Origin of the sequence: Alcanivorax sp., from assembly GCF_051117345.1 — a bacterium.
Lineage (GTDB): Bacteria > Pseudomonadota > Gammaproteobacteria > Pseudomonadales > Alcanivoracaceae > Alcanivorax.
The window spans coordinates 1-19,296 of the sequence record NZ_JBNPEC010000253.1 but is presented as its reverse complement, the minus strand read 5'-3'; the positions used below and the strand labels follow the sequence as shown (position 1 = coordinate 19,296).

20 protein-coding genes are annotated in these 19,296 nt (G+C 54.7%); 5 read left to right on the top strand and 15 right to left on the bottom strand.

The window, feature by feature from the left end; genetic code table 11:
• From ACFE0K_RS15915 to rluD, 4 genes are all read right to left on the bottom strand, one after another.
• Window positions 1-977, bottom strand: a 977-nt coding sequence (locus ACFE0K_RS15915) for a Clp protease N-terminal domain-containing protein (RefSeq protein ID WP_434537001.1), incomplete at its 3' end; no start/stop codon positions are given.
• A 251-nt stretch (window positions 978-1,228) separates the two neighbouring features.
• Window positions 1,229-1,975, bottom strand: a complete 747-nt coding sequence (gene pgeF, locus ACFE0K_RS15910) for a peptidoglycan editing factor PgeF (protein ID WP_434537000.1) — start codon at window positions 1,973-1,975, stop codon at window positions 1,229-1,231.
• A 17-nt stretch (window positions 1,976-1,992) separates the two neighbouring features.
• Entirely contained in the window at window positions 1,993-2,391 is a 399-nt protein-coding gene (locus tag ACFE0K_RS15905) for a hypothetical protein (protein WP_434536999.1), read from the bottom strand.
• Window positions 2,392-2,411: 20 nt separating this feature from the next.
• Complete coding sequence (gene rluD / locus ACFE0K_RS15900) at window positions 2,412-3,389, bottom strand: 23S rRNA pseudouridine(1911/1915/1917) synthase RluD (RefSeq protein WP_434536998.1); 978 nt, start codon at window positions 3,387-3,389, stop codon at window positions 2,412-2,414.
• A gap of 71 nt (window positions 3,390-3,460) precedes the next feature.
• Here rluD and ACFE0K_RS15895 point away from each other — a divergent pair, with 71 nt between their 5' ends.
• Entirely contained in the window at window positions 3,461-4,276 is an 816-nt protein-coding gene (locus tag ACFE0K_RS15895) for an outer membrane protein assembly factor BamD (protein WP_434536997.1), read from the top strand.
• Window positions 4,277-4,438: 162 nt separating this feature from the next.
• Here the strand turns inward: ACFE0K_RS15895 and ACFE0K_RS15890 are convergent, their stop codons facing one another.
• Window positions 4,439-6,064, bottom strand: a complete 1,626-nt coding sequence (locus ACFE0K_RS15890) for an NAD+ synthase (protein WP_434536996.1) — start codon at window positions 6,062-6,064, stop codon at window positions 4,439-4,441.
• Window positions 6,065-6,130: 66 nt separating this feature from the next.
• Here ACFE0K_RS15890 and ACFE0K_RS15885 point away from each other — a divergent pair, with 66 nt between their 5' ends.
• From ACFE0K_RS15885 to ACFE0K_RS15875, 3 genes are read left to right on the top strand one after another with little or no spacing between them, the layout of a single operon-like run.
• The gene (locus ACFE0K_RS15885) at window positions 6,131-6,400 is read left to right on the top strand and encodes a PP0621 family protein (protein WP_434536995.1); all 270 of its coding nucleotides are present in this window, start codon (window positions 6,131-6,133) and stop codon (window positions 6,398-6,400) included.
• Window positions 6,390-7,946: a sensor histidine kinase gene (locus ACFE0K_RS15880; protein ID WP_434536994.1), complete on the top strand. Its 1,557-nt coding sequence runs from the start codon at window positions 6,390-6,392 to the stop codon at window positions 7,944-7,946. Before ACFE0K_RS15885 ends, ACFE0K_RS15880 begins: the two co-directional genes overlap by 11 nt.
• A gap of 12 nt (window positions 7,947-7,958) precedes the next feature.
• Window positions 7,959-9,344 carry a sigma-54-dependent transcriptional regulator gene (locus tag ACFE0K_RS15875; protein WP_434536993.1) on the top strand — a complete coding sequence of 462 codons (1,386 nt, stop codon included), beginning with the start codon at window positions 7,959-7,961 and terminating at the stop codon, window positions 9,342-9,344.
• On the opposite strand, the gene ACFE0K_RS15870 is transcribed toward ACFE0K_RS15875, so the two are convergent.
• Window positions 9,293-10,390 (bottom strand): NAD(P)/FAD-dependent oxidoreductase, encoded by a 1,098-nt coding sequence (locus ACFE0K_RS15870; RefSeq protein WP_434536992.1) that lies wholly within the window; start codon window positions 10,388-10,390, stop codon window positions 9,293-9,295. The two genes, ACFE0K_RS15875 and ACFE0K_RS15870, sit on opposite strands and share 52 nt — an antisense overlap.
• A gap of 71 nt (window positions 10,391-10,461) precedes the next feature.
• On the opposite strand from ACFE0K_RS15870, the gene ACFE0K_RS15865 reads away from it, so the two are divergent.
• Window positions 10,462-10,959 (top strand): GspH/FimT family pseudopilin, encoded by a 498-nt coding sequence (locus ACFE0K_RS15865; RefSeq protein ID WP_434536991.1) that lies wholly within the window; start codon window positions 10,462-10,464, stop codon window positions 10,957-10,959.
• A 45-nt stretch (window positions 10,960-11,004) separates the two neighbouring features.
• Here the strand turns inward: ACFE0K_RS15865 and ACFE0K_RS15860 are convergent, their stop codons facing one another.
• The 9 genes from ACFE0K_RS15860 to lspA all read right to left on the bottom strand — a co-directional run bounded on the left by ACFE0K_RS15860 (window position 11,005) and on the right by lspA (window position 19,125).
• Window positions 11,005-11,448 (bottom strand): type IV pilin protein, encoded by a 444-nt coding sequence (locus ACFE0K_RS15860; protein WP_434536990.1) that lies wholly within the window; start codon window positions 11,446-11,448, stop codon window positions 11,005-11,007.
• Window positions 11,449-11,458: 10 nt separating this feature from the next.
• Window positions 11,459-14,464, bottom strand: coding sequence for a PilC/PilY family type IV pilus protein (locus tag ACFE0K_RS15855; protein ID WP_434536989.1), 3,006 nt, complete (start codon window positions 14,462-14,464; stop codon window positions 11,459-11,461).
• A gap of 11 nt (window positions 14,465-14,475) precedes the next feature.
• The gene (locus tag ACFE0K_RS15850; RefSeq protein WP_434536988.1) at window positions 14,476-15,012 is read right to left on the bottom strand and encodes a PilX N-terminal domain-containing pilus assembly protein; all 537 of its coding nucleotides are present in this window, start codon (window positions 15,010-15,012) and stop codon (window positions 14,476-14,478) included.
• Complete coding sequence (locus ACFE0K_RS15845) at window positions 15,009-15,785, bottom strand: PilW family protein (RefSeq protein ID WP_434536987.1); 777 nt, start codon at window positions 15,783-15,785, stop codon at window positions 15,009-15,011. The genes ACFE0K_RS15850 and ACFE0K_RS15845 overlap by 4 nt, the downstream gene beginning before the upstream one ends.
• The gene (gene pilV / locus ACFE0K_RS15840; protein WP_434536986.1) at window positions 15,785-16,315 is read right to left on the bottom strand and encodes a type IV pilus modification protein PilV; all 531 of its coding nucleotides are present in this window, start codon (window positions 16,313-16,315) and stop codon (window positions 15,785-15,787) included. Before pilV ends, ACFE0K_RS15845 begins: the two co-directional genes overlap by 1 nt.
• Entirely contained in the window at window positions 16,306-16,779 is a 474-nt protein-coding gene (locus tag ACFE0K_RS15835) for a GspH/FimT family pseudopilin (protein WP_434536985.1), read from the bottom strand. Before ACFE0K_RS15835 ends, pilV begins: the two co-directional genes overlap by 10 nt.
• A 331-nt stretch (window positions 16,780-17,110) precedes the next feature.
• The gene (ispH, locus tag ACFE0K_RS15830; RefSeq protein WP_434536984.1) at window positions 17,111-18,046 is read right to left on the bottom strand and encodes a 4-hydroxy-3-methylbut-2-enyl diphosphate reductase; all 936 of its coding nucleotides are present in this window, start codon (window positions 18,044-18,046) and stop codon (window positions 17,111-17,113) included.
• 91 nt (window positions 18,047-18,137) lie between these two features.
• The gene (locus ACFE0K_RS15825) at window positions 18,138-18,608 is read right to left on the bottom strand and encodes an FKBP-type peptidyl-prolyl cis-trans isomerase (RefSeq protein ID WP_434536983.1); all 471 of its coding nucleotides are present in this window, start codon (window positions 18,606-18,608) and stop codon (window positions 18,138-18,140) included.
• The gene (lspA, locus tag ACFE0K_RS15820; RefSeq protein WP_434536982.1) at window positions 18,601-19,125 is read right to left on the bottom strand and encodes a signal peptidase II; all 525 of its coding nucleotides are present in this window, start codon (window positions 19,123-19,125) and stop codon (window positions 18,601-18,603) included. Before lspA ends, ACFE0K_RS15825 begins: the two co-directional genes overlap by 8 nt.
• Between the last annotated feature and the right edge of the window lie 171 nt (window positions 19,126-19,296).

Genomic DNA, 19,296 nt, shown 5'->3' with positions numbered 1-19,296 from the left:
ACCTTTACGAGGTACTGGCGATAGTATTCCGTCGTCGTCGCGCCACCGCAGTGCAACTCACCGCAGGCCAGTGCTGGTTTGAGCATATTACCGGCATCCATGGAGCCTTCGCCCTGACCGGCACCGACCATGGTATGCAATTCATCAATAAACAGGATGATCCGCCCTTCCTGCTTGGACAGTTCGTTGAGGACGGCCTTGAGTCGCTCCTCGAATTCGCCCCGGTATTTGGCGCCGGCAATCAGTGCCGCCATGTCTAGGGATAGCACCTGCTTGTCCTTCAGACCTTCCGGCACTTCACCATTGACGATCCGCTGAGCCAGTCCTTCCACGATGGCGGTCTTGCCCACGCCGGGCTCGCCAATAAGAACCGGGTTGTTCTTGGTGCGGCGCTGCAACACCTGGATGGTGCGGCGAATTTCATCGTCACGGCCGATCACCGGGTCCAGCTTGCCGGACTCGGCCCGCTCGGTGAGATTCACCGTGTACTTGTCCAGCGCTTCGCGCTTGTCTTCTGCATTGGGGTCGTCCACAGCCTCTCCACCTCGCACCTCGGCGATCTTCGCCGCCAGCACCTTTTTGGTGACCCCGGCGTTCTTCATCAGCTTGCCCAGCTCGCCGTTATCGTCACAGGCTGCCAGCAATACCACCTCGGTGGACAGGTACTGGTCGCCACGTTGCTGGGCTTCACGGTCAGCCATGTTGAGCAGGCGGCCGGTGGCCTGCCCCATCTGCACATCACCGTTGAAATTGCTGACCGTTGGCAGCTTGTCCAGGGCCATGTTCAAGGCGGTGATCACATCGCCACTGTTGGCACCGGCTTTTTCCAGCAAAGGGCGGGCCGCCCCACCCTGCTGCTGCATCAGCGCCAGCATCAGGTGGACCGGTTCAATGGTGCTGTTGCCCTGCCCCACGGCCAGGGATTGCGCGTCTGACAGCGCTTGCTGCAGACGCGCGGTGAGTTTGTCCATTCGCATTACGGGCTCTCCTTTCCGGTTGTGATCCGCACTCCGGCCCCCTGTCGGCAAGCCAGCCACGATCACCGGTTATCAATCATCTGACCTATTAATGGGTCCGATTGGGCCAGATTCAAGAGTAAGCGAAGGACGTAGAAGGATATATTGCGGGGGATCAAGAAATGGAATGGATAAGCCAAGAAATCGCGCAGGGGCATCACTGGCGGTCCGAGTAACCAGACCCGAAGAGCGAAAGACAAAACCTGCGGCAGCTATCGGTCGAGCCAGATCAGGGACGCAAACCGACCCGTGTCGCCCTCGTTCCGGAAAGAATAGAAGCGCTTGAGGTCACAGGCGGTACAGAGCTCGCCACCCTGAACATCCTCTACGCCCAGACGGGCCAGTTCTATCATGGCAGCCTGGGCGACGGAAAAACGCCAGTGATGGGGCGTGGCATCCGCCTGAAACGCGGCGCTGAAATCAGCGTGGGTATCAACAAAGGCCCGGTAGACCTCATCGCCTACCTGGTAGCATTTCCCGCAAATGGCCGGCCCCAACCAGGCGCTGATTGGCTCACCACCCGGCGCTATACTCTTCACCCCTTCAGCGACAATACCCGCCTGCAGGCCGCGCCAGCCCGCATGCACTGCCGCCACGGCACTGCCATCGGTACGCGCCAGCAGAACCGGAAGACAGTCTGCTGTGAGCACCACACAGGGCCAGCGCTGCTGATCGGTCCAGACACCATCCGCTTCGTCATCAGAGTCATCTGCCCGGATAACCCGCTTACCATGGACCTGCCTCAGCCAGGCCACCGGGTGGTCGGCCTGCAGCAGCTTTTCCACGTGATGTCTGGCCTGCTCCACACGAGCTGGCTGATCGCCGCAATTCATACCCAGATTGAAGCCATCCCAGGGCGACGGGGAGTGACTGCCGGCCCGGGTGGTCACAGCCACACGCACGTCAGGGTGCGGCTGCCAGCTGGGCCATAGCCATTGTGATCGGGCGGGAAGGGTCATCCGGCACTCCTCGTCGCTCAGAAAGAGCAATGTCCTTCGGCTTTTTTCAGCTTGAAGACAACTTCATGAGAGGCTGAGGTTGCGGGCATCATCACACCCCCAAAATCTTTCCCGCCGGCTATCACCGGCGCGCCGACGGCCGCCGATGACATTGCCGTCACCGTAGAGGTCTCGTGATTGATGTCCGTCACCTGTGCTACCTCCGAACCTGCCAGTTCCTGGCAGCGCCGTTCGAGATAATCATCCAGCCAACTCCAGCGGGTGGCCTGTTCGGCGACATAGCTGACTCTGTATTGGCGCTCATCAAGTCGTTCCTCCTTATACCCTTTGGTCCCATCCCAGGCATGATAGGTACTGATACAGCCCGACAGTAGAAGGGACAGCAAAGCCGCCCCAAAATTAACGGTTTTCATCATTCAACTTCGTCCTTGAAGTATTACTGCTCGTCGGGCCGGGCGTCTTGTTCCAGCACCTGAATCAACCCCTGCATATCCTCAGGCAGCGGTGCTTCGAATTCACAGTATTCGCCCGTGGCCGGGTGAATCAAGCCAAGTTTACGGGCGTGCAGGGCCTGACGGGGGAACCGCCGCAGGGCCTCACGCAGGGCTTCGCTGGCGCCCGCAGGCTGTTTGAGGCGACCGCCGTAGAGCGGATCGCCCACCAAGGGGTAATTACGATGGGCCATATGCACCCGAATCTGGTGAGTACGGCCGGTTTCCAGCTGTACCTTGATGCGGGTGTGGGCCCGGTAACGGTCCAGTACGCGGTAATGGGTAACCGCGTTCTTGCCCCCGGTTTTCACCACCGCCTGCTTCTTGCGGTCCACCGGGTGGCGCCCCATGGGCGCATCCACCTTGCCACCGCCGGTCATTACCCCCACGGCAATGGCTTCGTACTGGCGGAACAGGCTTTTGTCCTGCAGCTGGGCCACCAGGCTCTGATGGGCTTCCAGTGAGCGGGCCACCACCATCAAGCCAGTGGTATCCCGGTCCAACCGATGGACGATACCCGCTCGAGGCAGACTATTAAGGCGTTCGTCGAGATGCAGCAGACCATTCAGCAAGGTGCCATCCGCATGCCCCGCTGCCGGGTGCACCACCAGGCCGGTGGGCTTGTTGATCACAATCAAGTCGTCATCCTGGTAGACCACATCAATCTCGATGGACTGGGGCAGATCGTCCAGTTCCGGGGCGATCTCCACTTCCAGAGTCAGGCACTCATTGCCGACCAGCTTGTCCTTGGGTTTGGCTGTGGCGCCATTGACCGTCAGCACCCCGTCCTTGATCCAGCCCTGCAGCCGCGAGCGGGAAAACCCCTCGAACAGCTCGGCAGCAGCCTGGTCGACCCGTTGCCCCACCTGATCTGCGCGCACCTGCTCGCTACGCTGAATTTTCTCGCCGCCAAGATGTCCCATAGTGCAACCTGTGTTTAAATGCCGTATCTGAATTACCTAGCCCGTCATTGTAACCGTTTAACGAGGGAAGAATGCCACGTCTTTTATGGCCATTGCTTGGCCTGCTGCTGCTAGCCGGCTGTGCCAGCAACAAGGAGCGCCCGGAGCTTACCGAGGTGGACCAGTACCGGGAAGCTAGCGAGTCGCTGGAATCCAAGAACTACCTGACCGCTATCGACCAGCTCAAGGAGCTGGAGGCCCGCTTTCCCTACGGTGATTTTGCGGAGCAGGCAGCTCTGGATCTGATCTACGCCCAGTATCGGGCGGTGGATTACCCGGCCACCGTGGTCGCGGCCCAGCGTTTCATGCGCAATTACCCGGCGCATCCGCGCATGGACTACGCGCTGTATATGCGCGGGCTGGCCAACTTCAATATGGAGAAAGGCCTGTTCGACAATATGGTGAGCTCCGACAAGTCCAGCAAGGACATGGGTGCCGCCAAGGATGCGTTCCGGGATTTCGAGCGCCTGGTGAACCGCTTCCCGGACAGCGAATATGCGCCGGATGCCCGCTCACGCATGATCCACATTCGTAACCAGCTGGCCCGCCAGGAACTCCATGTGGCCCGTTACTATGCGCGTCGCGGCGCCATCATCGCCTCCATCAACCGGGCCCAGTATGTGGTCAAGCACTACCAGCAGACCCCCGCCGTACCCGAAGCCCTCGCCATCATGGCGAAAGGTTACCAGCGCCTGAAGCAACCGGAGCTGGCAGAGAAGAGTCGTGCTGTACTGGCGCTGAACTGGCCGGAGAGCAAGTTTCTGGACAATGACAAGCAAGTCGACCTGGCCTGGTGGCCGGACGAGGATGACGGGCTGCTGAGCCTGCTGACGTTTGACCTTCTGTAAGCTTCTAGCTTCTAGCTTCTAGCTTCTAGCTTCTAGCTTCTAGCTTCTAGCTTCTAGCTTCTAGCTTCTAGCTAAAAAAGGGTGGCACCGACCATGATTCGCGCCACCCTTTTTTGATTTTGATATTCCTTGTCGCTCGCAGCTAGAAACTCGTAGCTGCCTTTAGTCTCCCGGCCGCCAGCCGTTAGTGATCGGGTAACGGCGATCCTTGCCGAAGGCCCGGCGACTGACGCGGGGACCCACCGCGGCCTGCCGGCGCTTGTATTCATTGCGGTCGGTGAGCTTGACGACCCGGTAGACATTCTCTCGATCAAAGCCGTCACGGATCACCGCTTCGGCGCTCATGTCCTGCTCCACATAGCGCTCGAGAATCGCATCCAGTTCGTCATAACCCGGCAAGGAATCACTGTCCACCTGGTCGGGTGCCAGCTCTGCCGACGGCGGGCGCGTGATCACCCGTTCCGGGATAATTTCCACGCCAGCCTGCTGGTTACGCCAATGGGCCAGGCGATAAACCATGGTCTTGAACACATCCTTCAGCACTGAGAAGCCACCGGCCATATCCCCGTAGAGCGTGGCATAGCCCACTGCCATCTCACTCTTGTTGCCGGTTGTCAGCACCACGGACCCGTTCTTGTTGGATAGCGCCATAAGCAGGACCCCACGGCAGCGCGCCTGCAAGTTCTCCTCGGTGGTATCTTTCTCCTGCCCGGCAAAGGATTCACTGAGAATATCCATAAACCCATTGAAAGCAGACTCGATGGGCAGCACCCGGTAATGGACCCGCAGGGTCCGGGCCTGCTTTTCCGCGTCCTCAAGACTCATGGCGGAGGTATAGCGGAATGGCATCATCACTGCTTCTACCCGGTCAGGACCCAGGGCATCCACTGCCACCGCCAGAGTCAGCGCTGAATCAATGCCCCCGGACAGGCCCAGGAGCGCCCCCTTGAAACCGTTCTTATTCACGTAATCCCGGGTTGCCAGCACCAGCGCCTGATAGAGGCTTTCTTCCAGCCCGGGGAGCGGGAGCTGCTCCCCCACGGGCTCGCAGTGCCCATCACTGCACTGCAGGTCCACCGGGACCAGCGCCTCGGTGAAGCTGGCAGCCTGTACACAACGGCGTCCCTGGCTGTCACAAACAAACGACGCGCCATCAAAAACCAGCTCGTCCTGGCCACCCACCAGGTTGCAATAGAGGATCGGCAGGCCGGTTTCGCGGCTGCGGGCCTCTACCTGCTCCAGGCGTTCCTGAAACTTGTTGGCCCGGAACGGAGACGCATTCAAGTTCAGAACCAGATCCACATCTTGCTGCTGTAGCTGGGCTGCCGGCCCGCTATGCCAGATGTCCTCGCAGATCGTCAGGCCCAGGGTCCAGCCATCCAGTTCAAAGGTGCAGGCCTCGGAACCCGGTTGAAAATAGCGTTTTTCGTCAAACACACGGTAATTGGGCAGGTGCTGTTTAAAATATTCATGGCGGGGACGACTCTCGCCAGGAAATACTACCCCGGCGGTGTTGCGACGCTGACCATTGCGCACGGCAGGGTAGCCAATCACCACCGGTACCGTGATCCGCTCACCGATGGCCTCCAGCGCCGCATCCACACGGCTGTTGAGACTGGGTCGCAACAGCAGATCCTCCGGCGGATAGCCGGTCAGCATCAATTCCGGAAACAGCACCAGATCCGCCCCAAGCAGACGGCGAGCCTCGTCTGCCGCATCGATCACCCGCTGGGCATTGCCCTCAATGTCGCCCACCAGCGCATTCTGCTGGGCCATAATAATCCGCATGACTAACCGGCCTTTCCTCAAGTGAGCGCTGATTGTACTCTTTAGCCGGCAATCGATGAACGCATCATGACAAACAAGGAGAACAAGATGGGCCTGATTCGCCTGCTGGTTATTGCCGCCCTGATCTTCCTGGCCTGGCGCGTGGTGAAAAATCTGCTCTCGCAGTCGAGCCGTGGCAACAATTCCACCCCCGGTAACGGTCAGGACGCCCAGGCCATGCTTAAATGCGACCAGTGCGGCGTTCATGTTCCTGCCCCGGACGCCTTCACTCACAATGGCCGGCACTTTTGCTCCCAAGAGCACCAACGCTTGTATCTGGAGCACCATGACCGCTAGCCAGGGATGGACTCCCGCCCGTATCTATAATGTCTATCGGATTGCCATCGCCTGCAGCCTGATGCTGCTGCACTTCGGCCCCGACAAAGCCCTGATCGGCAATCATTTACCATTGCTCTTTGAAACCACGCTTTTCGTCTATCTGGGGCTGACACTGGCATCTGCCACTCTGGATTTTCGGGCCGAGAAACGTGCTTACCCCGCCTGGGCACAACCTGCCTCGCTAATTACCGATTTGACCATGCTCTCCCTGGTTGTCCACGCCAACGGTGGTCTTGAGGGGGGGCTGGCGGTACTGCTTCTGGTCACGGTGGCCGCTGGCAACATCCTGTTGCGCGGGCGCCTTGGTTTTTTGATCGCTGCCCTGGCCACTCTGGCCATGATGTTCGAGCAGTTTTACTTTTCCATGCAGGCCATGTCGGATTCCCCTTTCCTGCTGACCGAATCCGGGCTGCTGGGTATCGCCTTCTTCATGGTGTCGCTGATCATCCAGCAGATAACCCAGCGGCTGCAGCAAAGCGAGCGGATTGCTCAACGCCAACGCGTGGCCATCGAACGCCTGGAAGCTCTTAACCAGCAAATTGTGCAACGCATGCGCACCGGCGTGGTGGTGTTTGATCAATCCTTCCGTATTCTGATGGCTAATCAGGCAGCCAACAGCCTGTTTGGCAGCCCCATGCTTGGCAACCAGCTACCGAAACAATTGGTCAGCCGCTACCAACGCTGGCAGGACAATCCTCTACTGCCCCTGGCTACGCTGAGAACCTCGGAACAATCACCAGTACTCAGCCCCCGGTTTGCCCCCCTGGAGACCGACCACGAACTTCTTACTCTATTATTTCTGGAAGACAGCGCCCGCGTCGCCCAGGAAGCCCAGCAGATGAATCTGGCCTCACTGGGACGGCTGTCCGCCACTCTCGCCCACGAGATACGCAACCCGTTAAGCGCCATCAACCATGCCACCGAGCTGCTACTGGACGGCAATGCCAACGAAGAAGATCAGCATTTGCTCGGCATCATCCGCAACCATGTGGGCCGAGTGAATGGCATCATTCACGATGTGCTTGATCTCTCTCGGCGAGGTAAAGGACAAGCTGAGCGCTTTAGCCTGGCGCCTTTTCTCAACGAGTTATGTGATCAATGGGCGTTGCGGGGCTACGCTGGCAACCGCCTGAACAGAGCCTGCCAAACAGATGTAGAAGCGCGTTTTGATCGCAACCAGTTGACCCAGGTCGTCGACAATCTGATCCGCAATGCATTTCAGCATGGCGGCGAAAATTGCAAGGTTGAGCTGGAATGCGGCAGCCATGAACAAACCGGTCTCCCCTGGCTCAGGATCCGGGATAACGGCAATGGCATCCCCGCCGAGACCGCCCGGCACCTTTTTGAGCCCTTCTACACAACAGCCAATGACGGAAATGGGCTGGGCCTCTATCTTTGCCGGGAACTGTGCCAGGCCAATCAGGCTGCCCTGGATCTGGAAGACAGCCCGAACGGGGCCAGCTTTGTGATAACCTTTGCTCACCCGCACCGACAATTTCAATAACACGATCTTATTATGAGTGCTGACACCCCACACGTACTGGTTGTAGACGACGAAGCCGATCTGCGCGAACTGCTTGTCATCACCCTTGGGCGCATGAAGCTCAAGGCCACAGCCGCCGAATCGCTTGGCGCGGCCAAGGCGGCCCTTGGCGATGGCAGATTCGATCTTTGTCTGACGGATATGAACCTGGGCGATGGCACCGGGCTCGAGCTTCTGCAGTTTATTGCCCGGCATTGCCCGGACATGCCCACTGCCGTCATTACGGCTTATGGCAGCATGGAAACCGCCACCGATGCCATGAAGTACGGCGCCTATGATTTTATTGCCAAGCCCGTGGCGCTGGATCGCCTGCGCCAGTTGATTGAAGACGGGCTAGGCATCAACGACGTGGAAGATCATCACGAAGAAGAAGATAACCTGATCGGGGAGGCGCCAAGCATGCGCGCCCTGAAAGCCCAGGTCCGCAAATTGGCACGCAGCCAGGCGCCGATCTACATCAGCGGCGAGTCTGGCAGCGGCAAGGAGCGTATTGCCCGCCTGATACACAACCTGGGCCCTCGACGGGAAAAACCCTTTGTCGCCGTCAACTGCGGCGCCATTCCCTCGGAGTTGATGGAGAGCGAGTTTTTTGGTCATCGCAAAGGGGCATTCACCGGTGCCGTGGAAGACCGCAAAGGCCTGTTCCGGGAAGCCGATGGCGGCACCCTGTTTCTGGATGAAGTGGCCGACCTACCCTTGCACATGCAGGTCAAACTGCTGCGGGCCATCCAGGAAAAATCCGTTCGTCCGGTAGGCGAGACCCGGGAATTTCAGGTCAACCTTCGGATTCTGTGCGCCACGCACAAGGACTTGGCTCAAGAAATGGCGGAAGGCCGCTTCCGGCAGGATCTTTTCTATCGGCTGAATGTCATTGAAGCGCATGTACCCCCGTTGCGCGAACGCCAAGAAGATATTCCTGCTCTGGTGGGCCATATTCTCAAACGCCTCAGCGAAGCCTGGGAAATCGCCCCACCAATCGTCAGCGCCTCTGCCATGAAGGCTATGGAACAGTATGCTTACCCCGGCAATGTCAGGGAGCTGGAAAATACCCTGGAAAGAGCCCTCACTTTATGTGACGGAAAAGAAATCCATGAAGAGCATCTGCGACTGCAAGCAGATACACTGCCGAAGGTAGCCACGGCAGCAACACGGCAGACCTACACCGCTCCCGAGCGCCCATTACACCAACCTCTCGAAGACTTTCTTCAAGACATCGAGAGGCAGGAAATCCTCAAGGCTCTTGATGTAACGCACTGGAACCGGACCGCTGCCGCAAAAAAACTGGGCATGACATTCCGATCTCTACGTTACCGCTTGAAGAAACTGGACCTTGACCGAAGCACAGGAGAAAGCGAGTAGGGAGCTGGTTCAATATTCGGCTTTTCTCCACACACCATCTGCACAAGAAGCTCTGCCGTTGCGGGAGCAGACACCAAACCATTACGGTAATGGCCTGCTGCGGCAAAGACCCCAGTACACCCGGGCACGACTCCAATATGCGGGTGGTCCACCTCACTCCCGGGACGCACGCCAGCCCAGTGATGAACGGGCTTAAGGCTCGAAAATTCAGGAAAAAGCTTTGCCGCCACCGCTTCAAGTTGGTAACGCCCCGACACCGTTGGGTAGGTAGTACAGTCCCCTAGACTCAACGTAGAGCCAACCAAAACAGCACCATCTGAGCGGGGAATCAGATACCCTGACTGAGTTAGCATAACTGAAGGCACCTTACCTGGCGCGAGGCGATAAAGCAGCATTTCTCCCTTTACCGGAAACATTGGCAACGACACTCCCAGCATTGAAAGCAGCTTGTCGCTCCCTACCCCTGCACAGATAATCACATTCTCTGGATTTAGAACTAATCCACGCTGGGTTTCCAGTGTCGCACCTTTTTGCTTTGGCAAAAGTGAGACCACCTTATCCTTTATAAACGAAACCCCTCTGGACACCAGATAGCTTCGCAAAGCTTTTAACAAGCGCGGGTTTCTAACATTTCCCAGATCAGGAAAGAAGACGCCCTCTGAAAATGGAAAAGACGGTAACAAAACACTTCCAGAAAGCGTCTCAGATAACACCCCCCACTTTCTAGCCCAGTCTTTCACGCTGTCCATTTCCTTAGTGTCCACTTGCACCCATAAGCCGCCCTGATGCAAATCAGACCAATCCAGACAACTCCCAACAAGCTCACCAAAGAGATCTCTGTAGCGGGACATAGCATCGAAGGTCAGGCGATTCATAGCATCTGAGTAACGCCACGCATAAAGTGGCGAGAGAATCCCTCCTCCGGCCCAAGATGCCAACCCCCCTTCCGATTCATCAATAACTGTGGCCGAAATCTGACGCTTTGTGAGTTCGAACGCACTCAATAAACCGACAATGCCACCACCAATAACCACGACTTCTCTCATTTCAACTCATGACACCTTGCATATATAAAACAAGTTCTACCCGACCATATTGATGCTTCGGATAACGAACCATGAAAAAAACAGGCTTTACGTTAATTGAGTGCCTTACCGCATTAAGCACACTTTCTATGCTAGCAATGGTCGCGCACAATATCGGCCTCCCGATGATTCAAGAACATCGGGTTATAGCTGCCACCAATAGTGTAGCTGGATTAATCAGAGAGGCCAGGGCCAATGCTATAACGGATGGAAACCGACTCATCTGTGATGGAGAGCGGGGATGCAGCAGCTTCAAAAGAACCACATTACTGATAGAGGGACGAGATACGAACACGAACAACGCACTAGAAAAAAATGAAATACGTCACTACGTAAAACTACCAAGCGACACTTGGTTGGAATGGAAACGATTCAGGGGCACACATTTAATCTACACAAGCAGAGGGGCAACCCGATTCCAAAATGGACATTTCCTGATTTGCAATGGAGACAAAGGAAGAAAAATAATCATGAACTGGATTGGAAGAACCCGTATTGAGAAAGCGAGAACTGACTGTCGTAAAACTTAAAAGAAGGAATAGTCCAGAAAAAACTGGACCATTCCCATTTATTGCCTACCAATTACTACCGCTAGAGGGGGTGCAACCTCCTACCGCGGCACAGGCATTACCCTGGCTATTCAGAACCATCGTCTCTGTACCACTCATAATCGCACTGTAAGGCGTCGCCTTGATCGTATACTTATGATCCGAGGGCACAGAAATCGTGAACTTATAATGCTTATGCCCAACGGACTCCGGCACAAGTGTGCCCGTCATTGAGGCGGCTCCTTGATAAGAGAAGTGCTTTCCACGATAACCCTCCAGGGCAGAAGCCCAATCCAAGAGCACCCCCCTACCAGCCTCCTGGTGCGCATCCTGCACATATTTTGTATATGCAGGATACGCGATTGCCAGCAAGATCGAGATTATCACAACCACTATGAGTATCTCGATGAAAGTAAAGCCAGCAGCAGCATTTGTGCGGCCCTCATTCTGAGGATAGCTGTAAGCACTCATGATCACTCCGCTACTTTTCATAAACAGGGATTACATTCGCTTCATTAGGCTCTAGCTGACGCCATTGCGTTTTGCGAAGCCTTTGATCGCGCGGCGTTCCCTCCGCAGGGACCTCAGTACCTACAACCACCTTGATCTTGTCTTTGTCCATAAATAGAACCGGGGTCGGCGGCGGAACCTGTTGCAGTAGTTTTTCCTGACGATCCTTAGCTACAGAGCCATCATTATTGACTTTTGCAGGATCCCCCGTAATGAGATTGACAGTGTGCAAATAGGCACTTCCAAGACTAACCGCACAAGGACTATCTTCTTTCGTACCTCCAACCGGAGAATATGTAGAGAAGAAAATAGTATTGTCATACACCACCGGCGATGACATCAATTTTTCACCAGGCGCAACATCTAGATAGTAAAACCAACCTGCCGCATCCCCTTTCACCGGATTTCCAGCACCCACATTGACCAAATCACCAATATTTAGCTCTTTTTCTGGGGCTGAGTCTTTATAAGCGGTGTCGTCGCGAATAACAAAAAAGGCTTCATTCACATTTTTATCCAAGGGGTGGGCCCTATAGCCAGACCCGATTGTCACGTAAAGCTGCTTTTCACCCTTGTGCTCCACGTAAGCTACCGCCGGCGCTTCATAAAAACGGCGATTCTCTGCATAGTTACCCCCCAGGTCCGCTAAAGTATGCAGTTTGCTGGCCCCAATATTATCCTCATCAATATCAACGCGGTACAAATGGCCGCCCAGATCACCAAAATAAAGATGATCAGAAGAACCGTTAGCATCTTTATCAACGACAGCTATGCTACTTGGCACTGAATAGGCTAAATTTTCGGACCAAAGCACATCACCCGTTAAGGCATCTACAATGTAAACAACATTGCCAACATCGTCACCGTTGCCTCTGGTTCCACCGCTTGCATCATGGCTGGTGTCATAGCCACCACCGAAAATCAGAACCGTTTTCGTTCCAATTCGTGCTGGGGTCGGTGTAGACCAGGTTTGCCCCAAATCTGAATATCCGCTATCAGTAACGGTTTTCTTCCAGAGCAGTTTTGGTGACGTTCTTGATGTCACGTCGAGAGCATAGTAACTGTTTCCGCCTCGACGCATTCCCCCAAAAAGGAGCTTCTTGCCGTCTTTTTTCAATGCAATCCAGCTACCGTCCAAACCATATATTTGGCGATTGTTATTTTGATCCAGTGACGGGCGATCAGTAGTAAAAAGATTTGATCTGGAGAGAAACTCTTTAGGCATAAATGAGTAAATCTCTTTTCCTGTTTTTGCATCTATTGCGTGCAACATGCCGCCATTAGTAGAAACAAAGACCACATTATTGCCACTATAATCAACCAAAACCGGAACACTATGCATCGGGTCTCCCCAAAGCACTTTTAGCTTATCGGCAAGCTGCTTCAATTTGTCGTTACTGGCATCCTCTGGAAGGCCGAAGAACTCATTATCATACGCACCACTTCCAATAGACCCCCAAGGCAATGTCGTCATTGCGCTGCCTTCGTTATAATATAACGTGCGCAGGAAGCCTTCATCGTTGGCTTGGCGAGCCCCTCCCTGGGTAGCATCCGGCCCATCAGCTTCATCACTCCACCAGCTTCTTGCGGTCTCTTTGAAGTAGCCTGTGTCATCATCGATAGCATCATTCCCGGAAACATCCGTGACATTATCGCCCGAAAGACGATAGCGCTTCAGATTTCCTTCCCAGAAACTACTGGAAGCAGGCTGAATAACCGCATAGTAAAGCTGATCAAGATGCTCAAACCGGTTTAATTGGTTTACCGCTACGCCAGGGGCAGACAACGTGCGAGAATCTTCATCAATAAGGTCAAACACCTTAAGGAAGGCACTAGCTAGCGCTTCTGAAGTATCAGCCGTATAGGTGCCTTCCGAGCCGTCAGAGGAGACTTTTTCCATATCCCCTCTGTTATCGCCCATAAACAAACCAACGTTGTAGGTCTTTATAGATCGGCCAATAAAATTACTTTCACTATTCAAATACTGGGAAATCGCCGCCTGGCACTCATAAGAGTCCGACTTGCCAGAACCATTACAAGCAGAAAAATTATGATCCGGTAAATTAATATCGTTGGGGTCACCATCAGTGAAGATTACGATATGGTTAGACTCACACTGATTCTCCAAATTAATCGGTGACACATAACGGCCATCAGAGCCCACAATATCCTGACTACTTACACACGCGTTAGTAATCTCGCACTCTTCTTTTTGCCCTATAAGTTTATATTCCTGGTAAGTGTAGCCACTATTACCCCAGCACCACCCCCAAGGAGATGTACAAATTCGTCGGCAATTTGGGCGATTACGGTTACAAGTGCCTGAGATATCTTCCCAACCATACTCATCAACAATCTCACATTCTTCGGTTTCTTCAAATTCAGTACATACAGAGCGGCTATTGTCGTCATTATTGTCATTACCATACTGTGCCGAGCCTGGGGGTGCTCCCAGCATGTAACGCCCCATCTCCCAATAGCTTTCAGCAGTTGGAGTACTACCATATGGAGCACCAGTATTAGCACCTGAAGCATTCTCACCAGCACTATTCAGGCTTGACACTGCCTCTTTAAGGGCCCGCTTTGAGTTATCATTTACTTGGGTTACCGGCATTAATACATAACCGCCACAGGTGTAGCGATCGTCAGCACAGTTATAGCCGTGACGAAACCTTCCAATACCCATGTTGACTTTTTCTGGTACCGAATCGATCAGAAGATGCATTGCATCTTCGAGCATATTGATACGGCGATTTTCAACATCTGAACACCAGCTGGCACTACTTTCAGCACAACTACGCATACTGCCAGAGGTATCAAGCAGCACCATTACATTGGCTTTAGTTTCATTTTCACTATTGCCAACTTCAGCAGGCGCAAAGAATATCTCAGTGTCGTCAGCAAAAAGCCATGCCGGAGACAAAACCAGCAAAAGCAAAAGCGCCATTCCTTTAAAAATAGACATGTCGTTTTTCATAATGTCCCCCGCTACATTTCTGAGCCTGGAAGAATTCCAGTCTTCAATAACTGTTGTAGATGACGATCGTTAATATTAAAGCCGTCCATAACTGCGTCACCCTGGATATCAATCGAGTAGTCCACAAACGTTGCGCCATTACCGGTTGTACTAACCTGATTTCCAGAAATCAGTTCATAACCGTCCTCGGATGCACCAGCGGATGCGGTAATGACTTTTCGAGCATCCATTGAATCACCACTATTACATGCGCCATCTCTTCCACCAGAATTTAGCAAACACCTTCTTGCCACAACCTGATCAACCAAAAACTCTGTCAATGCGACTTCATCCATATTGTTGATAGTGTTGTACATATCTGCCACTGAACTTTCCGCAGCCTCGAAAACCATGGCATCTGCCTGCGTTCCTGTTGCCACCTTGGCAGCAAACATACTGGTTTTCATCGCCGAAACACCCAGCACAGAAACCACCACAAGAATAAGCAGCGCAACGATCAATGCTGCACCACGCTGGTTATATCCAAGTGAAATCGCATTTATTTTCATAGCGTTTCCCAATCAACATTTCGCAACTGTACTGTGCTTGTAAACATTCGACGAACAGCCTTGGCATCAGCATCCGATTTGGTGACTTTATTTCCCAGCAAATAAAACGTTTGCTCTCCACCACCAGCGGGCAAAGCGTCACTTTGCTCACTCAGCAGCAGGGCCAGCCTAGCAGCGACAATAGTTCCCACAACCCCGGGGGCGCCTGCGGCGGATTGTGCTTGTGTTATATACCCACTCGCATCTGTTGCCCCAACAAAAGTTGTCACCCCCAAAGCACCATCGGGGTTTTCGTCAATGCCGTACTTAACCTTAAAACCTTCAACTCCAGAAACCAGCTCTATACCCGCGCCACCAGAAAGGTTTCCATCACAAAATAAGCCATTGTTTGATACATAATAGCTATTAACCACCTGAACAACCCCCCCGGCACCGCCACCTTCACAATCCGTCGTACCGTGATAGGCAATTGTTATCCGATCTGTGGTGCCATCACTTGAACCAGGCAAGCCTGCGGCAGGCACAAACAACACCCCGTTAGGTACCGCCGCAGCCACATTCTGATCAAGACCTGTGCGCCGTAGATCTCTCACAAGAAAGCGCATGACAAGCTGGCCATTTTCCTGCACTCGCGACGTTGCCTGCTGCAGGGCAAAAGTTCTGTTATTGGTTATTAGCAGTTGAAGTGCTGCACCGGTCACAACCAATCCAACAACCATCGCCACCATTAATTCAACAAAACTGAACCCTGACTGTTTTTTCACCATATTCATTAGCGGATCACCTCAATAACCGCACAGAAGGAATCCGTATCGGTATTAACCTCCCCTCCCGCCTTCACGCACTCTGAAGGCTTCATCCCCTCCCAACTGACAACAACACAATTCAGACCACTGCTGGGGCAGGCTTGAATGGAAACCAGTCCCTCTGGCAACAGATTTCCAGCCATCCAAGATAATTGATTAACATCCCAGGAAACCATTTGAGCGCTAGTGCAACTTGCCCCAACCCCGGTGCAGGCAGCATAGGCATTAGGTGCGGAGCCAACTGCTGCTGGTGTTGTAGGCCAAGCAGCCGCTATATAAGCCGGCAAATCTGGATTTACCTGCAAACGCTCCAATGCATCCTGAGCAATCAGTGTTGCCTGCGCTCGGTTATTTGCTAGTTCAGCGCCTTTAAGCGCTGAAAGTTGCATGCCCGCGTATCCCAGAACTCCGATTGCCAATACCAATAGGGCTACGAGGACTTCAACAAGACCCACGCCACGCTGGGCAACTTTGACTACCATTTTGTTCAGGAACACGTGATACCCTCATTGCTGATTCGCCCGACCTTAGAAACCGAAATTTTTCTGCCCGTCTCTCCTGCTCGTACAGAGTCGCAGACAATGAAGCTGTCAGCCTGACTGACAAAACCATCCGACTGAAAAGTCAAACTGCCGGAGCCGGAACGCTGCACGGTTACATCCGGTGAAATAGCAAAGCTTTGGTCCTCCTCCGGGGCGCCAGCCGGATATGAAATAAGCCAGCCCTGACTCCAGTCCCCGCCACTAACCGCAGATAATTGGACATTTACTCTGAGGTTTACTGCCTGAGCACGAGCAGTTCCGATAGCAGCAACCAGTTCACTAGCCGCACCACGCAGTGAATTACCAGCACCAACGTTGCGGAATGAGGGAACCGCAATGGATCCCAGCACTACGAGAATGATGATCGCAACCATCATCTCGACCAGTGAAAAGCCTCGCTGCCTGCTTTTTTTTGTCATCGTTTCAGTCCGGTTGTCTGGGCTTGAGGATTGCTTTGAGTTTCAGCTTAGCAACTCCATAGGCGCCATCAATCAACCGAGGACAAACGGACTGTCGGCCACCATGGACGGTATAAGCTGCTGAAAAATAATGAATTTTGGTACTTTATGGTGTGACGCCACTCACACTTTAATCGTATACCAATGCAACTTTTGCCTTAGCAGAAAGCATTACAGCCGTTGCCTCAGGGCCAAGCGGCAGCAAAAGCTAGACGAGCGCAGAACTTGTCAGTTCAAACAGACAAAGGATGGGGGTGACCTCAAGAAAACCGGCAAGCTTTCTCAGCCAGAATCAGGAACGCAGCGCCTTGGGCATTGAGAAACGAATGTTCTCTTCGCGACCGGGGATTTCCTCGGCGTCGGAGCCGCCCAGGGATTTGAGGGTGGTGATGACCTGCTGGACCAGCTCTTCCGGAGCGCTGGCGCCGGCAGTGACGCCCACGGCAGTCTTGCCCTTGAGCCAGGCAGGGTCGATCTGGGAGGGGTCGTCGAGCAGGTGGGCTTCGGCGCCGCAGCGTTCGGCCAGTTCCCGCAGACGGTTGGAGTTGGAACTGTTCACCGAGCCCACGACCAGCACCAGCCCGCATTCCAGCGCCAGCTGGCGCACGGCATCCTGACGGTTGGTGGTGGCGTAGCAGATGTCTTCGCGCTTGGGGCCAAGGATGTTCGGAAAGCGGGCGCGCAGGGCATCGATCACTTTGGCGGTATCGTCCACGCTGAGGGTGGTCTGGGTAACAAAGGCCAGGGTATCCGGGTCGCGAACCTGAATCGTCGCCACGTCCGCCTCATCTTCCACCAGGTAAATATCACCGCCATAGGACTTGTCATACTGGCCCATGGTGCCTTCCACTTCCGGATGACCGGCATGGCCAATCAGAATGCTCTCCCGGCCTTCGCGGGCATAGCGGATCACTTCCATATGGACCTTGGTGACCAGCGGACAAGTGGCATCGAACACCTTCAACTGGCGACGTTCCGCCTCCTGCTGCACCGCCTTGGAAACACCGTGAGCACTGAAGATGACGATGGCGTCATCCGGCACTTCATGGAGCTCTTCTACAAACACCGCCCCGCGCTGACGCAGATCGTCCACCACATAGCGGTTGTGGACCACCTCGTGGCGCACATAGATCGGCGGACCGAACACTTCCAGTGCCCGGTTGACGATGTCGATGGCGCGATCCACCCCGGCGCAGAAGCCACGGGGGTTGGCGAGTCGGATTTGCATAGGAGATCCTGCTTGACTGGTACAGGCATTGTAACTGGTACAGGGCGGCTTCTGCGACCGTCGCAACGACACAGACACCGCGACCTGCGAATCAGTTCAGGGTAACGGGCTGCTCCGGAGCGTAGCGTTCCACGGCGATAATCTCTACCTCGAAAGTCAGATCCCGGCCGGCCAGAGGGTGATTGAAGTCCACATAAACCCAACCATCCTCCTCCTTGCTGATCACCCCCGGCAGTTCTCCACCGGCGGCATCCGCAAAGCTGAGCACCATGCCCGGCTCCAGGGTGTCGTACTGGGCGAAGGTATCCCGGGTGAAGTGCTGCACATTGTCTTCATTGTAATCGCCGAAGGCCTTGTTGGCCTCCAGGAAGACGCTACGGCGATCACCGGCCTTGAGGCCGCGCAAGGCATTTTCAAAGCCGGGCAGCAGGGATTCATCGCCCCAGACAAAGGCCGCCGGGTCACCACCGAAGGTGGAATCCAGCTCGGTGCCATCCATCAGGCGCACCGCAAAATGCAGAGTGATACGGGTTTCCGGGCCCGCCCGGAGAATTTCAGTCATGCTTTTTTGCTCCCAGGAGCATATCCAGCAGAATCAAGCCGGCGCCGATGGTAATGGCGCTGTCTGCGATATTGAAAGCCGGGAAGTGGCTGTTGCCCCAGTAGAAATCCAGGAAATCCACCACATGCCCCAGCACCAGCCGGTCGTAGAAATTGCCCAGGGCACCGCCCAGGATCAACGCCAGGGCAACGCCCTGCAGTTTCTCGGTGGCGGTGAGCCGGGCCAGCCAGACCAGAATCAGTACCGAGGCACCCAGCGCAATGGCAGTAAAGAACCAACGCTGCCAGCCGCCCGCATCCGCCAGAAAGCTGAAAGCGGCACCGGGGTTGTAGGCCAGGGTCAGATTGAAGAACGGCATCACTTCCAGCCGCTCGTAGAGATCAAAACGGGCCACCACCATATGCTTGGTGACCTGGTCCAGCGCTATTACCACACCGGTCAGCCACAACCAGATCAGCTGCCCCGGCAACAGCCGTTTCCTGCTTCCAGAAGATGAGCTATCCAGCGTCTTAGCCATAGCGTCGCCCCTCACCCCAGCCGTCCACGTTCGCCACGCAGCGGCCACACAGCTCTGAATGCGCAACGTGGGAGCACACGTACGGATGGTGGTGGCGTAAGCGTACTCACTTGAAGTACTCACTGGCCCGCCCCTGACACTACAACCCGCCGTCCGCCGTATCTTCCAGAT

Coding starts and splice junctions, on each gene's coding strand:
- ACFE0K_RS15865 (WP_434536991.1), top strand. CDS start 10,462: ATGAAAAAAACAGGCTTTACGTTAATTGAGTGCCTTACCGCATTAAGC.
- ACFE0K_RS15885 (WP_434536995.1), top strand. CDS start 6,131: ATGACAAACAAGGAGAACAAGATGGGCCTGATTCGCCTGCTGGTTATT.
- ACFE0K_RS15845 (WP_434536987.1), bottom strand. CDS start 15,785: ATGAATATGGTGAAAAAACAGTCAGGGTTCAGTTTTGTTGAATTAATG.
- rluD (WP_434536998.1), bottom strand. CDS start 3,389: ATGGGACATCTTGGCGGCGAGAAAATTCAGCGTAGCGAGCAGGTGCGC.
- ACFE0K_RS15855 (WP_434536989.1), bottom strand. CDS start 14,464: ATGAAAAACGACATGTCTATTTTTAAAGGAATGGCGCTTTTGCTTTTG.
- ACFE0K_RS15825 (WP_434536983.1), bottom strand. CDS start 18,608: ATGACTGAAATTCTCCGGGCGGGCCCGGAAACCCGTATCACTCTGCAT.
- lspA (WP_434536982.1), bottom strand. CDS start 19,125: ATGGCTAAGACGCTGGATAGCTCATCTTCTGGAAGCAGGAAACGGCTG.
- ACFE0K_RS15850 (WP_434536988.1), bottom strand. CDS start 15,012: ATGAAAATAAATGCGATTTCACTTGGATATAACCAGCGTGGTGCAGCA.
- ACFE0K_RS15890 (WP_434536996.1), bottom strand. CDS start 6,064: ATGCGGATTATTATGGCCCAGCAGAATGCGCTGGTGGGCGACATTGAG.
- ACFE0K_RS15835 (WP_434536985.1), bottom strand. CDS start 16,779: ATGACAAAAAAAAGCAGGCAGCGAGGCTTTTCACTGGTCGAGATGATG.
- ACFE0K_RS15870 (WP_434536992.1), bottom strand. CDS start 10,390: ATGAGAGAAGTCGTGGTTATTGGTGGTGGCATTGTCGGTTTATTGAGT.
- ispH (WP_434536984.1), bottom strand. CDS start 18,046: ATGCAAATCCGACTCGCCAACCCCCGTGGCTTCTGCGCCGGGGTGGAT.
- ACFE0K_RS15895 (WP_434536997.1), top strand. CDS start 3,461: ATGCCACGTCTTTTATGGCCATTGCTTGGCCTGCTGCTGCTAGCCGGC.
- pgeF (WP_434537000.1), bottom strand. CDS start 1,975: ATGACCCTTCCCGCCCGATCACAATGGCTATGGCCCAGCTGGCAGCCG.
- ACFE0K_RS15880 (WP_434536994.1), top strand. CDS start 6,390: ATGACCGCTAGCCAGGGATGGACTCCCGCCCGTATCTATAATGTCTAT.
- ACFE0K_RS15905 (WP_434536999.1), bottom strand. CDS start 2,391: ATGATGAAAACCGTTAATTTTGGGGCGGCTTTGCTGTCCCTTCTACTG.
- ACFE0K_RS15875 (WP_434536993.1), top strand. CDS start 7,959: ATGAGTGCTGACACCCCACACGTACTGGTTGTAGACGACGAAGCCGAT.
- ACFE0K_RS15860 (WP_434536990.1), bottom strand. CDS start 11,448: ATGAGTGCTTACAGCTATCCTCAGAATGAGGGCCGCACAAATGCTGCT.